Annotated in this window: 13 protein-coding genes; 6 read left to right on the top strand and 7 right to left on the bottom strand. The window is 71.9% G+C overall.

Going from position 1 to position 17,133, the window contains the following annotated elements:
- Positions 1 to 60 precede the first annotated feature (60 nt).
- From OG959_RS33250 to OG959_RS33240, 3 genes are all read right to left on the bottom strand, one after another.
- Positions 61 to 3,732 carry a hydantoinase B/oxoprolinase family protein gene (locus OG959_RS33250; protein ID WP_326664426.1) on the bottom strand — a complete coding sequence of 1,224 codons (3,672 nt, stop codon included), beginning with the start codon at positions 3,730 to 3,732 and terminating at the stop codon, positions 61 to 63.
- A gap of 152 nt (positions 3,733 to 3,884) precedes the next feature.
- Positions 3,885 to 5,306, bottom strand: a complete 1,422-nt coding sequence (locus tag OG959_RS33245; RefSeq protein ID WP_326664425.1) for a HEAT repeat domain-containing protein — start codon at positions 5,304 to 5,306, stop codon at positions 3,885 to 3,887.
- A gap of 220 nt (positions 5,307 to 5,526) precedes the next feature.
- On the bottom strand, positions 5,527 to 5,919 hold the full coding sequence (locus OG959_RS33240; RefSeq protein WP_326664424.1) for an ankyrin repeat domain-containing protein: 393 nt from the start codon (positions 5,917 to 5,919) through the stop codon (positions 5,527 to 5,529).
- A gap of 313 nt (positions 5,920 to 6,232) precedes the next feature.
- On the opposite strand from OG959_RS33240, the gene OG959_RS33235 reads away from it, so the two are divergent.
- Both OG959_RS33235 and OG959_RS33230 read left to right on the top strand, forming a co-directional pair.
- On the top strand, positions 6,233 to 6,427 hold the full coding sequence (locus OG959_RS33235) for a hypothetical protein (protein ID WP_018103962.1): 195 nt from the start codon (positions 6,233 to 6,235) through the stop codon (positions 6,425 to 6,427).
- Positions 6,428 to 6,465: 38 nt separating this feature from the next.
- A complete protein-coding gene (locus OG959_RS33230; RefSeq protein WP_326664423.1) occupies positions 6,466 to 8,058 on the top strand; it encodes a hypothetical protein in 1,593 nt (530 codons plus the stop codon).
- Positions 8,059 to 8,122: 64 nt separating this feature from the next.
- Here OG959_RS33230 and OG959_RS33225 read toward each other — a convergent pair whose 3' ends face one another.
- Complete coding sequence (locus OG959_RS33225; protein ID WP_326664422.1) at positions 8,123 to 9,622, bottom strand: SCO1417 family MocR-like transcription factor; 1,500 nt, start codon at positions 9,620 to 9,622, stop codon at positions 8,123 to 8,125.
- Positions 9,623 to 9,724: 102 nt separating this feature from the next.
- Between OG959_RS33225 and yczE the strand changes: the two genes are divergently transcribed.
- The 4 genes from yczE to OG959_RS33205 all read left to right on the top strand — a co-directional run bounded on the left by yczE (position 9,725) and on the right by OG959_RS33205 (position 13,214).
- The gene (gene yczE, locus OG959_RS33220; protein ID WP_326664421.1) at positions 9,725 to 10,387 is read left to right on the top strand and encodes a membrane protein YczE; all 663 of its coding nucleotides are present in this window, start codon (positions 9,725 to 9,727) and stop codon (positions 10,385 to 10,387) included.
- Positions 10,384 to 11,148, top strand: coding sequence for a glycerophosphodiester phosphodiesterase (locus OG959_RS33215; protein ID WP_326664420.1), 765 nt, complete (start codon positions 10,384 to 10,386; stop codon positions 11,146 to 11,148). Before yczE ends, OG959_RS33215 begins: the two co-directional genes overlap by 4 nt.
- A 43-nt stretch (positions 11,149 to 11,191) precedes the next feature.
- Positions 11,192 to 12,565 carry an MFS transporter gene (locus tag OG959_RS33210; RefSeq protein WP_326664419.1) on the top strand — a complete coding sequence of 458 codons (1,374 nt, stop codon included), beginning with the start codon at positions 11,192 to 11,194 and terminating at the stop codon, positions 12,563 to 12,565.
- Between the two features lie 274 nt (positions 12,566 to 12,839).
- Positions 12,840 to 13,214: an RNA polymerase-binding protein RbpA gene (locus OG959_RS33205; protein ID WP_003959706.1), complete on the top strand. Its 375-nt coding sequence runs from the start codon at positions 12,840 to 12,842 to the stop codon at positions 13,212 to 13,214.
- A gap of 291 nt (positions 13,215 to 13,505) precedes the next feature.
- On the opposite strand, the gene fxsA is transcribed toward OG959_RS33205, so the two are convergent.
- The 3 genes from fxsA to OG959_RS33190 all read right to left on the bottom strand — a co-directional run bounded on the left by fxsA (position 13,506) and on the right by OG959_RS33190 (position 17,086).
- Positions 13,506 to 14,081: an FxsA family membrane protein gene (gene fxsA / locus OG959_RS33200; RefSeq protein WP_326664418.1), complete on the bottom strand. Its 576-nt coding sequence runs from the start codon at positions 14,079 to 14,081 to the stop codon at positions 13,506 to 13,508.
- A 69-nt stretch (positions 14,082 to 14,150) separates the two neighbouring features.
- Positions 14,151 to 14,918 carry a polyprenol monophosphomannose synthase gene (locus tag OG959_RS33195; protein WP_326664417.1) on the bottom strand — a complete coding sequence of 256 codons (768 nt, stop codon included), beginning with the start codon at positions 14,916 to 14,918 and terminating at the stop codon, positions 14,151 to 14,153.
- A 527-nt stretch (positions 14,919 to 15,445) separates the two neighbouring features.
- Positions 15,446 to 17,086 (bottom strand): amidohydrolase, encoded by a 1,641-nt coding sequence (locus OG959_RS33190; RefSeq protein WP_326664416.1) that lies wholly within the window; start codon positions 17,084 to 17,086, stop codon positions 15,446 to 15,448.
- Positions 17,087 to 17,133: the final 47 nt, after the last annotated feature.

The raw sequence follows: 17,133 nt of genomic DNA, 5'->3' as shown, positions 1-17,133 counted from the left end.
GCCGCTTGCCCCGAGTCGGTCATGCCCCGCCCTGGGGGTCACCAGGGGCCCGGTCGCCGGTCATGTCCGAGGCTCCCCGCCCCCGCCGCCCGGCCCTCCGCGGCCCCGGTCGCCGGTCGTGTCCGGGGCTCCGTACCCCCCGCCGCCCGGGGTGCGCAGGACCAGTACGTCCCCGGCGTCCAGCTCGGCGGTGTCGCAGCCCTTCAGCGGGGTGCGGCCGCCGTCGGCGCGTTCGACGTGCTGGCTGCCCAGGGTGCCCGGGCCGCCACCCGCCATGCCGTACGGCGGGACACGGCGGTGCCCGGTGAGCAGGGCAACCGTGACGGGTTCGAGGAAACGGATCCGGCGTTCCACGCCGCATCCGCCGTGCCGGCGGCCCGCTCCCCCGCTTCCCTCGCGCACCCGGAAGCTCTCCAGCAGCACCGGATAGCGCCATTCGAGGATCTCCGGATCGGTGAGCCGTGAATTGGTCATGTGCGTCTGCACGGCGTCGGTGCCGTCGAAGTCCTCCCCCGCGCCCGATCCGCTCGCCACGGTCTCGTAGTACTGCACCCGTTCGTTGCCGAACGTGAGGTTGTTCATGGTGCCCGAGCCCTCGGCCTGGACGCCCAGAGCGGCGTACAGCGCTCCGGTGACTGCCTGCGAGGTCTCCACGTTCCCGGCGACCGTGGCCGCGGGGTGGACGGGTGCCAGCATCGAGCCTTCCGGGACCCTGATGTCCAGGGGGGTGAGGCAGCCGCTGTTGAGCGGGATGTCATCGGCCACCAGGGTCCGGAACACGTACAGCACCGCGGCCATGACCACCGACTTCGGCGCGTTGAAGTTGCCGGGCTGCTGCGGCGAGGTGCCGGTGAAGTCGACGAGCGCGCTGCGGGCCTCCCGGTCCACGGTCAGCGTCACCTCGATCACGGCCCCGTTGTCGGTCTCGTACCGGCAGTGGCCGTCGTGCAGCCCGGCGACGATGCGGCGCACGGACTCCTCGGCGTTGTCCTGCACATGGCCCATATAGGCGTCGACGACGTCGGGACCGAACTGCTCGACCATGCGGCGCAGTTCGGCGATGCCCTTCTCGTTGGCGGCGATCTGGGCGCGCAGGTCGGCGAGGTTGGTGTCCGGGTCGCGGGAGGGGTACGCGGCGGAGCCGAGCAGCTCGCGGGTCTCGGCCTCGCGGAAGGTGCCGTCCCGTACCAGGAGCCAGTTGTCGAAGAGCACGCCCTCCTCGTCGACGGTGCGGCTGAAGGCCGGCATGGAGCCGGGCGTGATGCCGCCGATCTCGGCGTGGTGACCGCGCGAGGCCACCAGGAACCTCAGCGCGTCAGGAGCATCGTCCCGCTCGTCGAACACCGGCGTCACGACGGTCACGTCGGGCAGATGCGTGCCGCCGTGGTACGGATCGTTGATGGCGTACACGTCGCCGGGCCGCATCGTGCCGTGGTTGCGGCTCAGCACTTCCTTGATGGACTCCCCCATGGAGCCGAGGTGCACCGGGATGTGCGGTGCGTTGGCGATCAGGTTGCCGTCCGCGTCGAAGAGGGCGCAGGAGAAGTCGAGACGCTCCTTGATGTTGACGGAGTGGGCGGTGTTCTCCAGGCGCACGCCCATCTGCTCGGCGATGGACATGAAGAGGTTGTTGAAGACCTCCAGCATGACCGGGTCGACCCGGGTGCCGACGGCCTGTCTCGCCGGGCGCGGGCGTGCGCGGGTCAGGATCAGATGGCCGCAGGGGTCGAGGGCGGCCTGCCAGCCGGGGTCGACGACGGTGGTCGCGCCGTCCTCGGCGATGACGGCCGGGCCCGTCACGGTGTCCGTGGTCCGCAGCTCCGCCCGCCGGTGAAGGGCGGCATCCTGCCAGCTGTCCCCGGCGAACATCCGTGCGATGTCGTGGGGTTGCGGCGTGGTGGCCCCGCCCGGCTCCGGTCCGGACGGCCGCCCATCCGACCGCTCCCCCGCCGCACCGGTCGCCTCGACGGAGACCGCCCCGACGACCAGCGGCCGGTCCATCGTGAAGCCGTAACGGGCGCGGTGCTCCTCCGTGAACGCCTCGGTCATGGCCGCCACCGTGTCCAGGTCCACGGAGAGGCTCGCGTCCGTTCCCTCGTACCGCAGGAGTACGCGTGCCCGGGTGCCGATGGCGCGGTCGGGGACGCCGTCGGCGCGCAGTTCGGCCCGGGTACGGTCGGCCAGCGCCTCGCAGACCTGGCTCAGCCGGTCCCGGGCGCAGACGTCGAGCGGTGCCTCGACGGACTGTTCGCGCATCGCGGTCGCGTCGGCCAGCCCGATGCCGTAGGCGGACAGCACCCCGGCGAGCGGGGGTACGAGGACCGTGTCGATGCCGAGGGCGTCGGCGACGGCGCAGACGTGCTGGCCGCCGGCGCCGCCGAAGCCGGTGAGGGCGTACCGGGTGATGTCGTGCCCGCGCTGCACGGAGATCTTCTTGACCGCGTTCGCCATGTTGAGCACGGCGATCTCCAGGAAGCCGGCGGCGGTCTCGGCAGCCGTCCGGCGGGTTCCGGTGGCCCGTGCGACCTCATCGGCGAGTTCCTCGAAGCGTCTGTGCACGATGTCCGCGTCGAGGGGCAGATCGCCGTCCGGCCCGAAGACGGCGGGGAAGTGGGCCGGCTGGATCCGTCCGAGCATCACCTGCGCATCGGTGACGGTCAGCGGGCCGTCCCTGCGGTAGCAGGCCGGGCCCGGCACCGCTCCGGCCGAGTCGGGGCCGACCCGGTAGCGCCGGCCGTCGAAGTGCAGGACCGATCCGCCGCCGGCCGCGACGGTGTGGATGTTCATCATGGGGGCGCGCATCCGCACACCCGCCACCTCGGTGCCGAGTTCGCGTTCGAACTCGCCCGCGTAGTGCGAGACATCGGTGGAGGTGCCGCCCATGTCGAAGCCGACGACCCGGTCGTATCCGGCCTGGGCGGAGGTGCGGGCCATGCCGACGACGCCACCGGCCGGCCCGGAGAGGACCGCGTCCTTGCCCCGGAAGCGGGCGGCCTCGCGCAGACCGCCGTTGGACTGCATGAACATCAGCCGGATCCCGTCGAGTTCGGTGGCGATCGTGTCGACGTACCGGCGCAGGATCGGTGAGAGGTAGGCGTCGACGACCGTGGTGTCGCCGCGCGGCACCAGTTTGATCAGCGGGCTGACCTCATGGGAGCAGCTGATCTGGGTGAACCCCGCCGCGCGGGCCTCGGCGGCGACCGCCTTCTCGTGGTCCGGGTGGCGGTAGCCGTGCATGAGGACGACGGCCGCGCTGCTCAGTCCGTCGTCACGCGCCTCGCGCAGCCGCCCGGCCACCGCGGCCCGGTCCAGGGGCCTGACGGTCCGCCCCTGGGCGTCGATCCGCTCGGGAACCTCGATCACCCGCTCGTACACGGCCTCCGGAAGCAGGATGTGGCGGTCGAAGAGCCGGGGCCGGTTCTGGTACGCGATGCGCAGGGCGTCGCGGAAGCCTTCGGTGATGACGAGGACAGTGGGTTCACCGCGGCGCTCCAGCAGGGCGTTGGTGGCGACGGTGGTGCCCATCTTGACGGCGGCGACCCGGTCGGCGGGGACCGGTTCGTCCGGCCCGAGTCCCAGCAGCAGCCGGATCCCTGCGACGGCGGCGTCCCGGTAGCGGTCCGGGTCGTGCGAGAGGAGCTTGCGGGTGACCAGCTGTCCGTCGGGGTCCCGGCCCACCACATCGGTGAACGTGCCGCCTCGGTCGATCCAGAACTCCCAGCGCCCGGTCATCCCTCCATAGTGGCGCGCGGCCCTTCGGGAGGCGCGCGGGACGCGAGGAGGTCCGGTCCTGATGTACGGGGCTCTTCGGCGCGGCGCGCCCCCGACGCGCTGCGCTCCTGCCGTTCCCGGCCGTGCGGCCTCCGGCGGCGATCCCGGCGTGGTCAGAGCGCCGGTGCGTCCGGCCCGATCCTGCTGCGTACGGCCGACTGGACCTCGGCCTCCTCGGCCGGATCGGCGGCCAGCCGGCGCAGGCGCTCGGCCACCCTGATGTCACCGGTCTCCGCATGGCGTGCGGCGACCTCGCGGGTCGTCTCCTCGCAGTCCCACAGGCATTCGACGGCGAAGCCGGTGGCGAAGGAGGGGTCGGTGGCGGCGAGGGCCCGGGCGGCCCTGCCCCGCAGGTGGGAGGAGGACGTCTCGCGGTAGACGTGGCGCAGTACGGGCGCGGCGCAGGCGATGCCGAGCCGGCCGGCGCCGTCGACCAGGGTCCACAGGCGGAGCGCGTCCGGTCCTTCGCCCCGTACGGCGTTCCGCAGGGCGCCGAGGACGAGCGGGGCGTCCTGTGCGCCGCCGCGGCCGGCCAGTACACCGGCCGCCGAGGCGCCGAGCGCGTCGGGCCGCAGGGCCCAGCGGCGCGCGCGCTCCACGGCCGGCTCGCCGCACATCCGCTCGAAGGCTGCGACGGCCGCTTCGGCGACGGCCGGTGACGCGTTGAGCGTCGCGGCCTCGATCAGGTCGAGGACGACCGGGTCGCGGACCTCGGCGGCGAGGTAGTGCAGCGCGGTGCATCGGGCGCCGTCAAAACCGCTGCGGGCGGCCTCGACGATCAGGGGCCGGTCCTCGGGCCCCGCCACCGCGGAGAGGCAGCGGGCGGCCGGTACGTGCAGGGCACTGCCTCGGTCGAGCCCTTCCTGGGCCCAGTCGAAGACGGCCCGGACGCCCCAGCCGGGGCGTGGACCGCCCGGCCGCATCTGCCGCTGCCAGCGGTCGAAGGAGCCCTGTTCCGAGGCGGCCCTGACCCGGGCACCCACCGATGGGCGCGGATCCTCGGCCCAGAGCCGCCAGGGGCGGGGCTCGTAGGCGTCCCGCACGGTGGCGGCGAGCTCGGCACGGCCCTCGGCGTTCTCCGGGAAGCGGGCGAGCACGGGCACGGCGAGGGAGCGCAGTCCGGCGTCGTCGTCACGCAGCGCGAGCTCGTCCAGGGCCCAGGCCCAGTTGGAGCCGGTCGCGGCGTAGCGCCGCAGCAGGGCCAGGGCGTCGTCGCGGCCGTACGAGGCGAGGTGGCCGAGGACCGCCAGGGCGAGGCCGGTCCGCGAGTCGTCCGTGTCGAGGTGGTCGTCGGCGTCGCAGAGGTGCCGTTCGATCTCCTCGATCCCGCCGTCGAGGTCGAGATACAGGCGTGCGTAGTAGAGGGAGCGGTTCTCCACCTGCCAGTCGTGACGCGGGTCGCTCAGGACGCAGTGGTTGAGAGCCGCCAGGGCCTCGGGGCGTGGTGCGGCGAGTGCGTGGAGCGTGCCGTCGCCGCGGCCCCTCTGCAGCAGGCCGAGCAGGGTGCCGCTCGGCGCTATGAACGGATCAAACATGGGAAAAGCCTCACATCAAGCTGTCGACGCAACCGGGACTGTGCAGTTCCATGTGGACGAAACGCCCCCTAGACCGCGCAGCAACATGATCGGCCGACCGCCGTCTTCTGCCTGGTGCAGACCATCTTCCCTGCCTCTCGTCGGTGGCCCGAATCGGGCCCGCGACGTCATGATGACCCAGCCATTTCGCCACCGCGACCACATTTACGGCGAAGCCCCTTCAGCGGGCGCCGAAGAGTTCCAGCAGGTCGGCCTTGCCGAACATGCGCGCCGTGTCCAGCGCGGAGGGTGTTCCGGCCGCCGGATCGGCTCCCGCGTCGAGCAGGGCCCTGACGACCGCGTCCTCGCCCTTGAAGACGGCTCCGGCGAGCGGCGTCTGCCCTCGGTCGTTGGCACGGTCCGGGTCGGCGCCGCGGCCGGCCAGAGCGACGACCGCCGGGGCGTGCCCGTGGTAGGCGGCGAGCATCAGCAGCGAGTCGCCCCGGTCATTGGTGAGATTGGCCGGGACGCCGGCGTCGACGTAGGCCGCGAGGGCGTCGGCGTCGCCGTGGCGTGCCAGGTCGAAGACCTTGGTCGCCAGCTCGACCACCTCGGGATCAGGGGTTTCGCTCATCGGGGGACCGCCTTCCTGTAACCGTTCGCGCTGATGCCGGCCAGCCGGGGCGTGTGCCGGGTGGGCCGTACGAGTGAATCGACAGGGTACTGCCCGGGGGCACACATGCCCGGGCCCACCCATGGCAAAAGATCACGTCCAGTGACGACGACGAGAGGCCCGGCCCCCGAAACCCCTTCCGACGGCGCCCTCTTGTACGCCAGTCAAGTGAAAAAACAGACTTTTCACCCAATTGCAGCTTTTATCATATAGATACTTCCGGTGAGCTTGGAAGGACTCATGGTGACTGTCCCCCCAACCAGGAGAACCACTCATGATCCTTTCCATGTCAGGCGTCGTCATCCTCGGCATCATCGTCTTCCTGTTCTTCAGGAAGGACGGCCTCAAGGCGTCGCACGCCCTCGTCACCGCCCTGTTCGGCTTCTACCTGGCCGGCACCGCCATCGCACCGAGCATCACCGCGGGCGGAGCGAGCCTCGCCGGCCTCTTGGGCGGGATCAAGTTCTGACCTTCCGGTACCGCTCCCACCCCCTTCAGGAGACCGACGTGGCCCGGCGACCACTCCCCCGCATTCTGAGCAGCGGCAGCGCTTCGATCACTCGCAGTCGAGAGTTCGCGCGCACGGCCGCCGACAGCGCCACCGACGTGCTCCATCCGCTGATCATGATCACTCGTGGTCTGCGGCTGCTGGCCGGTGCAGGACGGCAGAAGTGGGCCGCGACGCCCAAGGACCGGCGTGGTCCCACGCTGTTCCTCGTCGCGGCCTGCGTACTCGTGGTCGCGCTCATCCCGTACGGGCCGCTGCTGGCCCTCGTTACGGTGATGGGCGCCGCCGCATGGAAGGGACGGGAACGCACACCCGTCAAGACCGGCCCGGACGAGGCGGAAACAGGGCGCCTGCAGGCTCTGTACGAGGCCCTCGTGCCGTACTTCTCGACTGCCGACGACCCCGGTCCGCTGTTCACCCACGGCGGCGACTGGGACAAGGTCTTCAGCGGGTACGAGTTCGACGGCGACGGCCGGGTCAGCAGTCTCCGTGTGACGTACCCCGCCTACTTCACCGACAGCGAGGCCGCCTCCCGCGCCCGGATCGAACAGTTGCTGCACGCCAAGTCGGGCCGCGGCCGGGAGTACCTCTTCAGCTGGGACGAGGAGGGCAACCAGCTCCTCATGAACGTGCTCGACGCCCTGCCCACCACCCTCACCGCCCAGCGCTTCGTCACCGCCCCCGGCGAGACGGTCCTCGGGTTCACCGACGACGACGCGGTACAGCGCACCGTGCCGGTGAGCGACGGCGACGAGACCCGCGACGCGCCCGGCGTCGTCTGGCGGACCGGCGCACGCTCCACCGAACCGCATCTGCTGATCGCCGGACAGCCCGGCAGCGGCACCACCACACTCATGCGCTCCATCGCCCTCCAGGCGCTCCAGCACGGCGACATCCTGATCGTCGAGGGCAGCGGCACCGGCGAGTACGCGTGCTTCACCGGCCGTGAGGGCGTCCTGGCCGTCGAATGCGCACTGGCAGGGGCGCTGTCCACCCTGGAGTGGGCGGCCAGCGAGACGGAGCGCCGGCTGATCGAGGCCAACCGCGCCCGGCAGTCCGGTCAGGCCGCGCCCGAGGACATCAGGCGGCCCCTCTGGATCCTGCTGGACCGGCCGAGCGTGCTCGGCCATCTCGCCGCCGCGGACGGCGGCCCCGATCCGCAGGAGCTGCTCCAGGTGCCCCTGCGCCATGGCAGGGCCGCCAACGTCACCGTGGTGATGACCGAGCAGTTCGACAGCCTGGACGGCCTGAGCGACACCGTCCGGTCCCACACCAGGGCCCGGGTCGTGCTCGGCCACTGCTCGCCGGGCCAGATCGAGTCCGTCCTCGGTCTGGAGCCGCACACCACCCCCACTCCGGACGTCCCGCCCGGCCGTGGGTACGCACGGCTCGGCACCGGCCAGGTGCTGCGCATCCAGGTGCCCGCCACTCCCGATCCGTACGACGACGCGACGAGCGAGGCGCAGCGCCAGGCGGTGCTCGACCTGCTTCCCGAGCGGCGCACCGCCGTCGAGGCGAGCAGGCCCGAACCCGTGATGGCGGACACCGTGACGGCGTCCGTCGCCGTCGAGGGCCTGGCGCTCAGCGACTGACCCAGCCATGACGAGGGGCCCGCGGACCAACGGATCGCGGGCCCTCGTCCTGTGCCGCGGCAGCTCAGGCGACGAACGTCCGGGGCGCCTCCGCCCCCGCGCCCGCCCCCGAACCGACCAGCTGGGCGGCGGCGGCCAGTCGCTGGGCCGCCTCGTCCGCGACCGGGCCGCCGACCGTGAACGGCAGCCGCACATAGCCCTCGAAGGCCCCGTCGACCCCGAACCGGGGCCCGGACGGCACGCGCACCCCGACCCGCTCCCCGGCCACCGCGAGCCGCGATCCGGAGAGCCCGCCGGTACGCACCCAGAGGGTCAGCCCGCCACGCGGCACGGCGAACTCCCAGTCAGGCAGCTCCCGGCGCAGCGCGGCGACGAGCGCGTCACGGTTGTCCCGCGCCTGCTCCCGGCGGATCTGCACAGCCTCCTCCCAGCCGCCGGTCCGCATCAGCCAGTTGACGGCGAGCTGTTCGAGGACCGGGGTCCCCATGTCGGCATAGGCGCGGGCGGCCACCAGGCTGCGGATCACGTCGGGGGCGGCACGGACCCAGCCGATGCGCATGCCCGCCCAGAAGGCCTTGCTGGCCGATCCGACGGTGAGGACGGTGCTGCCGGCGGGATCGAAGGCACAGACCCGGCGCGGCATGTCCACGTCGTCGTCCAAATACAGCTCGTGCATCGTCTCGTCGACCACCAGGACCGTGCCGGCCGAACGCGCGGCGTCCACCAGCGCGCGCCGGCGGTCCTCGTCGGCCAGGGCGCCGGTGGGGTTGTGGAAGTCCGCGACGACGTACGCGAGCCGGGGCGCCGCGTCCCTCAGCACCTGGCGCCACCGGTTCATGTCCCAGCCGCCGAGCCCCTCCTCCATGGCCACCGGCACGAGGCGGGCGCCCGCCTCCCGCATCAGCTGGAGGATGTTGGCGTAGCTCGGGGACTCCACCGCGATCCGTTCGCCGCGGCCGGCGAAGAGGTGGCAGATCGCGTCGATCGCGCCCATCGCCCCGGTCGTGACCATGATCTGTTCGGGCATCGTCGGGATGCCGCTCGCGGTGTACCGGTCGGCGATCATCTGCCGCAGCGCGGGAAGTCCGGCCGGATAGTCGCCATGGGTGTGGGCGTAGGGGGCCAGCTCCTCCAGGGCACCCTGGACGGCCCGGGTGAGCCATGGCTCGGGGGCGGGCAGCGAGGCGCAGCCCAGGTCGATCATCGATCCGAGCGCCTCGGGCGGCAGTGGTTCCAGTCCGCGGGCGGGCAGCGGGTTGCCCGCGGGAACCGCCGTCCAGCTGCCGGCTCCGCGCCGGGACTCCAGGAAACCCTCGGCCCGCAGCGCCTCGTAGGCCGCGGCGACCGTCGTACGGCTGACGGAGAGGGCCAGCGCGAGTTCACGCTCGGCGGGGAGGCGGGCGGCGACCGGGACCCGGCCTTCGAGGACGAGCAGCCGGATGCCGTCGGCGAGCGCACGGTAGGCGGGCGGCCTGCGGGTGCCGGGGCCGGCGGGCCGGGGCTGCTGGGCGTGGAGCTGCCGGGCGAGCTGCGCCGCACCGACGGCCGAAGTCCACTGCGCCATGAGAATCAGTCCACCTTCCTCTGATTGGCCATAGTTGGCAGCCAATCCCCTGCCACAGAGTGACATGCAGCAGTCCACCACCACCACACCAGGGGGCACCACTTGTCCATCACCGCCGTTCCGCGCGGGGCTCACCTCACCCGCCGGCTGATCCAGCTCTACGCGGGCCTGGCGCTGTACGGGGCGAGCTCGGCACTCCTGGTCGTCGCCGGACTCGGCCTGGAGCCCTGGGGTGTGCTGCACCAGGGGCTCGCGGAGCGCACCGGGATCAGCATCGGGGTCGTCTCGATCATCATCGGGGCGATCGTGCTTCTGGTCTGGATCCCGCTCCGGCAGCGGCCGGGCCTGGGCACCGTCTCGAACGTCTTCGCCGTCGGTCTCGCGATGGACGGCACGCTCGCCCTCGTCCCCGAGGTGCACGGGCTCGTGGCGCAGGCCGGGGTGATGGTGGCGGGGATCGTCCTCAACGGTGTGGCGACAGGCCTCTACATCGCCGCCCGGTTCGGTCCCGGGCCGCGCGACGGGCTGATGACCGGACTGCACCGGCGGACCGGCCGGTCGATCCGGTTCGTCCGCACGGCGATCGAGATCGCGGTCGTGGTCACCGGGTTCCTGCTCGGCGGCTCCCTCGGCGCGGGAACGGTCCTGTACGCCCTGGCCATCGGCCCGCTCGCCCAGTTCTTCCTGCGCTTCTTCACGATCACGGACGACGGTGGCACCACGGTCGCCGCCCGGACACCCGGGCAGGCCATACTGCCGCAGTGACTTCCGTACGCCACCCCTACCTGGACCACCCCGCCCCTCTCGCGTTCGCCCACCGGGGCGGGGCGGCGGACGGGATCGAGAACACGGCGGCCGCGTTCCGCCGGGCCGCCGACGCCGGGTACCGGTACTTCGAGACCGATGTGCACGCCTCGGCGGACGGCCGGCTGGTCGCCTTCCACGACCCCACGCTGGACCGGGTCACGGACTCCCGGGGCCGGATAGCGGAGCTGCCGTGGAGCGAGATACGGCGGGCCCGGGTGGCCGGGCAGGAGCCGCTGCCACTGTTCGAGGAGCTGCTGGAGGCGTTCCCCGAGGCCCGCTGGAACGTGGACATCAAGGCCGGGCCGGCCCTGGTGCCGCTCGTGGAGCTGATCCGCCGTACGGACTCCTGGGACCGGGTGTGCGTCGGGTCCTTCTCCGAGGCCCGGGTGGCCCGGGCGCACCGGCTCGCGGGCCCGCGGCTCGCCACGTCCTACGGCGTGCGGGGCGTCCTGGGGCTGCGGCTGCGCTCGTACGGGATCCCGGCGGCCCTGCGCGCCGGTGCGGTCTGCGCACAGGTTCCGGAGAGCCAGGGCGGTGTCCGGGTCGTCGACCGGCGCTTCGTACGGGAGGCGCACGCGCGCGGACTCCAGGTGCACGTGTGGACGGTCAACGAACCGGAGCGGATGACCGCGCTCCTGGACCTCGGAGTGGATGGCATCATGACCGATCACATCGAGACGCTGCGTACGGTGCTGAGCGAGCGGGGGGCCTGGGCCTGACGCGGGCCGGCGACGTCTTCACGGGGAGAGACGAGGGGTGCGCATGAGCGCCGAGACCGCGGACACCGCCGAGCCTGCGGACGGGACGGCCGGGCCGGACGGCCCCGGCGAGCGGCGCCGCGAGCAGCGTGGCTGGTACTTCTACGACTTCGCCTGTTCCGTCTACTCGACGAGCGTCCTCACGGTGTTCCTCGGGCCGTATCTGACGTCGGTCGCCAAGGCCGCCGCCGATGCCGAGGGATACGTCCATCCGCTCGGGGTGCCGGTCCGGGCCGGGTCTCTGTTCGCGTACGCGGTCTCGGCCTCCCTCGTCGTCGCGGTGATCCTGATGCCGATCGTGGGTGCGGCGGCCGACCGTACGGGCCGCAAGAAGCCGCTGCTCGCGGCGGCGGCGTACACGGGTGCGACCGCGACGGCAGCGATGTTCTTCCTGGACGGGGACCGCTATCTGCTCGGTGTCCTCCTGCTCATCGTGGCCAACGCCTCGATCTCCGTGTCGATGGTGCTCTACAACGCCTATCTGCCGCAGATCGCGGAGCCCGACGAACGGGACGCGGTCTCCTCCCGCGGCTGGGCGTTCGGCTACACGTCGGGGGCGCTGGTCCTCGTCCTCAACCTGGTCCTCTACACGGGCCACGACTCCTTCGGTCTCTCCGAGTCGGACGCCGTGCGGATCTGCCTCGCCTCGGCCGGTGTGTGGTGGGGCGCCTTCACCATCATTCCGCTGCGCCGGCTGCGTGACCGGAACGCGAAGGGGGCCGGCGCCGAGCCGGTCGGATCCGGTTGGCGGCAGCTGAGGGCGACCCTGCGCGACATGCGCCGCCACCCGCTCACCCTCTCCTTCCTGCTGGCGTACCTCGTCTACAACGACGGTGTGCAGACCGTCATCTCCCAGGCGTCCGTATACGGCTCCGAGGAACTGGGCCTGAGCCAGACGACACTGATCACGGCCGTGCTGCTGGTCCAGGTGCTGGCGGTCGCCGGGGCGCTCGGCATGGGACGCATGGCCCGGGTGTACGGGGCGAAGCACACGATTCTCGGGTCACTCGTGGTCTGGACGCTGATCCTCGTCGCCGGCTACTTCCTGCCCGCCGGCTCGCCTGTCTTCTTCTACGCGCTGGCCGCGGCGATCGGCCTGGTCCTCGGCGGCAGCCAGGCGCTGTCCCGGTCCCTCTACTCGCATCTGGTGCCGCGCGGCAAGGAGGCGGAGTACTTCTCCGCGTACGAGATGAGCGACCGCGGACTGAGCTGGCTGGGGCCACTGGTGTTCGGGCTCGCATACCAGCTGACCGGCAGTTATCGGGATGCGATCATCTCGTTGGTGGTCTTCTTCGTGGTCGGTTCCGTGCTGCTTGCGAGGGTGCCGGTACGGCAGGCTGTGGCGGCCGCCGGTAACCCGGTTCCCGAACGGATTTAGACGTTGAAGTGAAAGGCCGGTAGTGTACGCCTTTGGCCTGCCCGGAGGACCGTTACTGCGAGTGGAAGAATCCAAACCGTTGGGTGACAACTTCCGCCAGATGTGACAAACCGGGCATTGGCGGGTACTTCAACACTCGCAAACCTGAAAAAGCAGCGGCACGACGGGCGACGCATGACCGGCAACGGGAATCTTTGCCGCCGACCGGACGTTGACCGGATGACGACGACAGCGACATTTGTCCTGTGGGCGACAAGCCCGGGAGGCACGATTCATGAGTGAGCGAGCTCTCCGCGGCACGCGACTCGTGGTTACCAGCTACGAGACGGACCGCGGCATCGATCTGGCCCCGCGCCAGGCGGTGGAGTACGCATGCCAGAACGGACATCGATTTGAGATGCCGTTCTCGGTAGAGGCGGAAATTCCGCCGGAGTGGGAGTGCAAGGCGTGTGGCGCCCAGGCACTCCTGGTGGACGGGGATGGCCCCGAGGAGAAGAAGGGCAAGCCTGCGCGTACGCACTGGGACATGCTCATGGAGCGGCGCACACGCGAGGAGCTGGAAGAGGTGCTGGCCGAGAGGCTGGCGGTTCTGCGCTCCGGCGCCATGAATATCGCCGTGCATCCGCGGGACAGCAGGAAGTCTGCTTGACCGCGTAGCACGCATAGAGACAGAGCCGCGGGCCGCGACACCTTGTGTGTCGCGGCCCGCGGCTCTTCGCGGTGCCCTTGGGCGGCCGGCTGCGGGGGCTCGGGATGGATGCCCCCTTGGGCGTGGCCCGGCCCCTGGGGCTCGACTCGCCTCGTCGGCCGCCGCCGCTGATGTCCTCGATCGCCGGGCGTGCTTGACATGGCCGCACCGAGCGTGATGTGGCCGGACTCTGCTCGAGCGTGATGTGGCCTGACTCTGCTTGGGAGAGACCGGCTCACTTGCCGGGCAGTGTTACGGCGTCAGCGGCGGGCGCGGGGTGTCGTCCGGGCGGGAGGGTTCCTCGCGGATGACCTCGCCCTGGACGACCTTTCCGTCCGGACGGTGCATACGGGCCTGCTGGAAGGCGTCCGAGAGGCTGCCGGGACCGGCCGCCCTCATCCGCCGTTCCAGTGAGCGCTCCGCGTACCCGCTGAGCGCCGACCGGACCGGCGGCACCAGAAGCAGCAGTCCGGCCACGTCCGAGATCATCCCCGGAATCATGATCAGGAGCCCGGCCAGCATCAGGAAGCCGTTGCCCCGGGTACTCGACGGGGCGGGCGACGAACCGCCGGCCCCCGGCTGTCCCGGCATCTGCTGGAGCGTCTCGGTGAGGTTGCGAAAGGCGCGGCGGCCGGCCCGCTTCATCACCACGGCTCCGAGAACGACCCCTGCGGCCAGGAGCAGCAGCACGGTGAACCCGCCCGCCACGTCCGCCACCACGGTGAGCAGCCAGATCTCCAGCACCGCCCAGGCGGCGATGGCGAGAGGTACGAAGGTCCGGGCGCGCGAGCGCTTGCGGGCGGTCGGGGGCGGTGTGCCGGTCGTCATGTCCCCAGTGTGCCTGGGCCGGCGTCCGGACGGGGTAAGCGGGGTGACGGAGGCCGGCCGGATCCGGGGTCAGGTGTTCTTGCGGCCGAGCACCCGGTTCGTCCGCGTGGTGACACCCCACGCGGTCACGCGCCAGAGCGCCTCGACCAGGATGTCGCGGCTCATCTTGGAGTCACCGACCTCCCGGTCCACGAAGGTGATCGGGACCTCGACGACGTGGAAGCCGGCCTCGATCGCGCGCCGGGCCAGGTCGACCTGGAAGCAGTAGCCCTGCGAGGCGACCTCGTCCAGGCCGATGCCCTGCAGCGTCTCGGTGCGGAACGCCCGGTAGCCGCCGGTGACGTCGCGCGTCTGCAGTCCGAGCATCAGCCGGGAGTACGTGCTGCCGCCGCGGGAGATCATCTCGCGGGACTTGGGCCAGTTGACCACCCGCCCGCCGGGGACCCAGCGGGAACCGAGCACCAGGTCCGCGCCCTTGAGGGCGGTGAGCAGGCGCGGCAGTTCCTCGGGCTGGTGGGAGCCGTCGGCGTCCATCTCGACGAGAACGCCGTAGTCGTGGTCCATGCCCCAGCGGAAACCTGCGAGGTAGGCGGCGCCGAGCCCCTCCTTGCCCTTGCGGTGCAGGACGTGGACCTGGTCGTCCGTCGCGGCGATCTCATCGGCGAGCTTGCCGGTGCCGTCCGGACTGTTGTCGTCGGCGACCAGGATGTCAGCCTCCGGCACGGCGGCGCGCACCCGGCTGACGATCGGCTTGATGTTCTCGGCCTCGTTGTAGGTCGGAATGATCACCAATGCTCTGCCGAGCGGGCCGTATCGCCTCTGACCGCCGTCGTTCACTTACTGCCCCTTAAGTCCGTACGCAGATGCACACCATATCGAGCGCGGCACGTGCACAGACCGACCCGGTCGGGCGGCGTGGGGGACGGCGGCGGACAGAAGCACGGAAGTGCGGACAGAACTGCGGATCGGGGCCCGGCGCCCTTCGGGCCGACCTGGGACCCGCCGGCTGCGGGTCGACCTAGAGCCGTTGTCTACTGAACGTCCGGGCCCCACCCGGGTCGCACCCTCCGCCCGGCTTAAACCGTCCCTCGCCCCCGAGGCGCGGGCGCTGAACCTGGCTGTCAGTGGTGGTGCGCCGGTGCGGCACACCACCCCATGACCCAGCGGCGTTCGACGACTGCGTGGAGGTTTAACCGGTCGGACGTCCTGTGGTGGACCTGGCCGAACCTACCGGCCAGTGGGCGCATTCTGTCAATAGTTGCCTGACCTGCATCGTTTACCGAACTTGCCTGGTCAGTCCCGAAGATCCCCAGGTCGTGGCAGAACGGGGGCGCCTTCGATCGGCGGTACGAAATGTCCGCACGTCACTCGTTCGGCCGTACGTAGACAGTTTGTCCGAAGACAACGGTGCGCAGGCAGACCGGGAGTTCGGCACCGGGGCTGAGGTCGGGCAGACCCGGCGTGCCCGACCGGGGGTCCGTCGACCAGCGCGCCACCCGGTCGTCCGGGGCCTGGACCACCAGCTCCTCGGTGCGCCAGATCGCGTAGTCGGCCGGCGCGCCGGGCACCAGGGTGCCCGCGTCGTCTCGCCCGACCGCCCTCCAGCCACCCCTGGTGTGGGCGGTGAAGCCCGCCCGTACCGAGATCCGGTGCTCGGGCGTCCGGTGGAACGCGGCGGCCCGCACCGTCCCCCACGGGTCCAGCGGGGTCACCGGGCTGTCGGAGCCGAACGCAAGGGGCACACCGGCCCGCAGGAGCGCCGCGTACGGGTTGAGGGTCCTCGCCCGCCCGGCGCCCAGCCTGCGGGCGTACATGCCCTCCTCACCGCCCCAGGCGGCATCGAAGGCGGGCTGGACCGAGGCGGTGAGGCCCAGCTCGGCGAACGCGGCGACGGTCTCGGGGGTGAGCATCTCGGCGTGCTCGATGCGGTGCCTGGCGGCCCGGACCCGGCCGAGGCCGACCTTCCCGGCCGCCGCCCTGACGCCGTCGACGACGGCGGTGAGCGCCGCGTCGCCGATGGCGTGGAAGCCTGCCTGGAGACCGGCCTCGGTACAGGCCGCGACATGGGCGGCGATCTGCCCGGCATCCAGATGGGTGGCGCCCGCGACCGGCGCGTCGGCGTACGGCTCGTGGAGGCAGGCGGTGTGGGAGCCGAGCGACCCGTCGACGAAGAGGTCTCCCGCCGCGCCCACCGCCCCGAGCTCCCTGATGCGCCGGGCGTCCTTCTCGCCGCCGACCTGTTCGGCCCAGTAGCCGAAGACGCGCGGCCCCGGCTCCCCGGCCGCCAGCTTCAGCAGCGCGGTGAAGTCCTCCTCGTCGGAGATGTCCGGGCCGCCGCACTCGTGGACCGTTCCGATTCCGAGGGACGCCGCGTGCGCCAGCGCGGCACGCTGGGCGTCGGCACGCTGCCGCGGCGAGACGGCGCCGTGGGCGGCGGCGCGCACGGCGTGGTGTGCGGCGCCCGTCAGCGGCGCGTCGGGCCGGTAGCCGGCCAGGGAGGCGGCCTGGGGGACGAGATCGAGCAGCGCGGTGGTGACGACCGCCGAATGCACGTCGATCCGGGGCAGATAGACCGCCCGCCCGCCCGCCGCCTCGTCCAGCTCGCCGCGCGTGGGCGGGCGCTGCTCGGGCCAGCGCGTGGCGTCCCAGCCGTGCCCCAGGACCACCCGGTCGGCGGGGTGCGCCGCCACGTACGACCGTACGAGGCCGAGGGCCTCGGTGAGGGTGCCCGCGCCGGAGAGGTCGAGGCCGGTGAGGGCCAGACCGGTCGACGTGGTGTGGACGTGCGCGTCGGTGAACGCGGGGGTGACCAGGGCCCCGTCGAGGTCGATCACGTCGTCGACGCCGCTCGCGAAGGCGTCGGCGGCCCCTTCGGAACCCACCCAGGCGACATGACCCCGTTCGACCACCATGGCGGTCGCGAAGGGGTCGGCGGGGCTGTGGACGTCTCCACCGCGCAGCAGCACGGTGCGGTGTTCGCTCTGGGGGGCGGTGCTCTCGGTCATGAGGACCAGTCTCCCGCCTGCCGGGGCCCGCGCCGTGCGCGACCCCC

The organism is Streptomyces sp. NBC_00385 (assembly GCF_035917155.1).
GTDB classification, from domain to species: Bacteria; Actinomycetota; Actinomycetes; order Streptomycetales; family Streptomycetaceae; genus Streptomyces; species Streptomyces poriferorum.
Note: the sequence above shows the minus strand (reverse complement) of the source record. Positions and strands in the feature narration are given on the sequence as shown.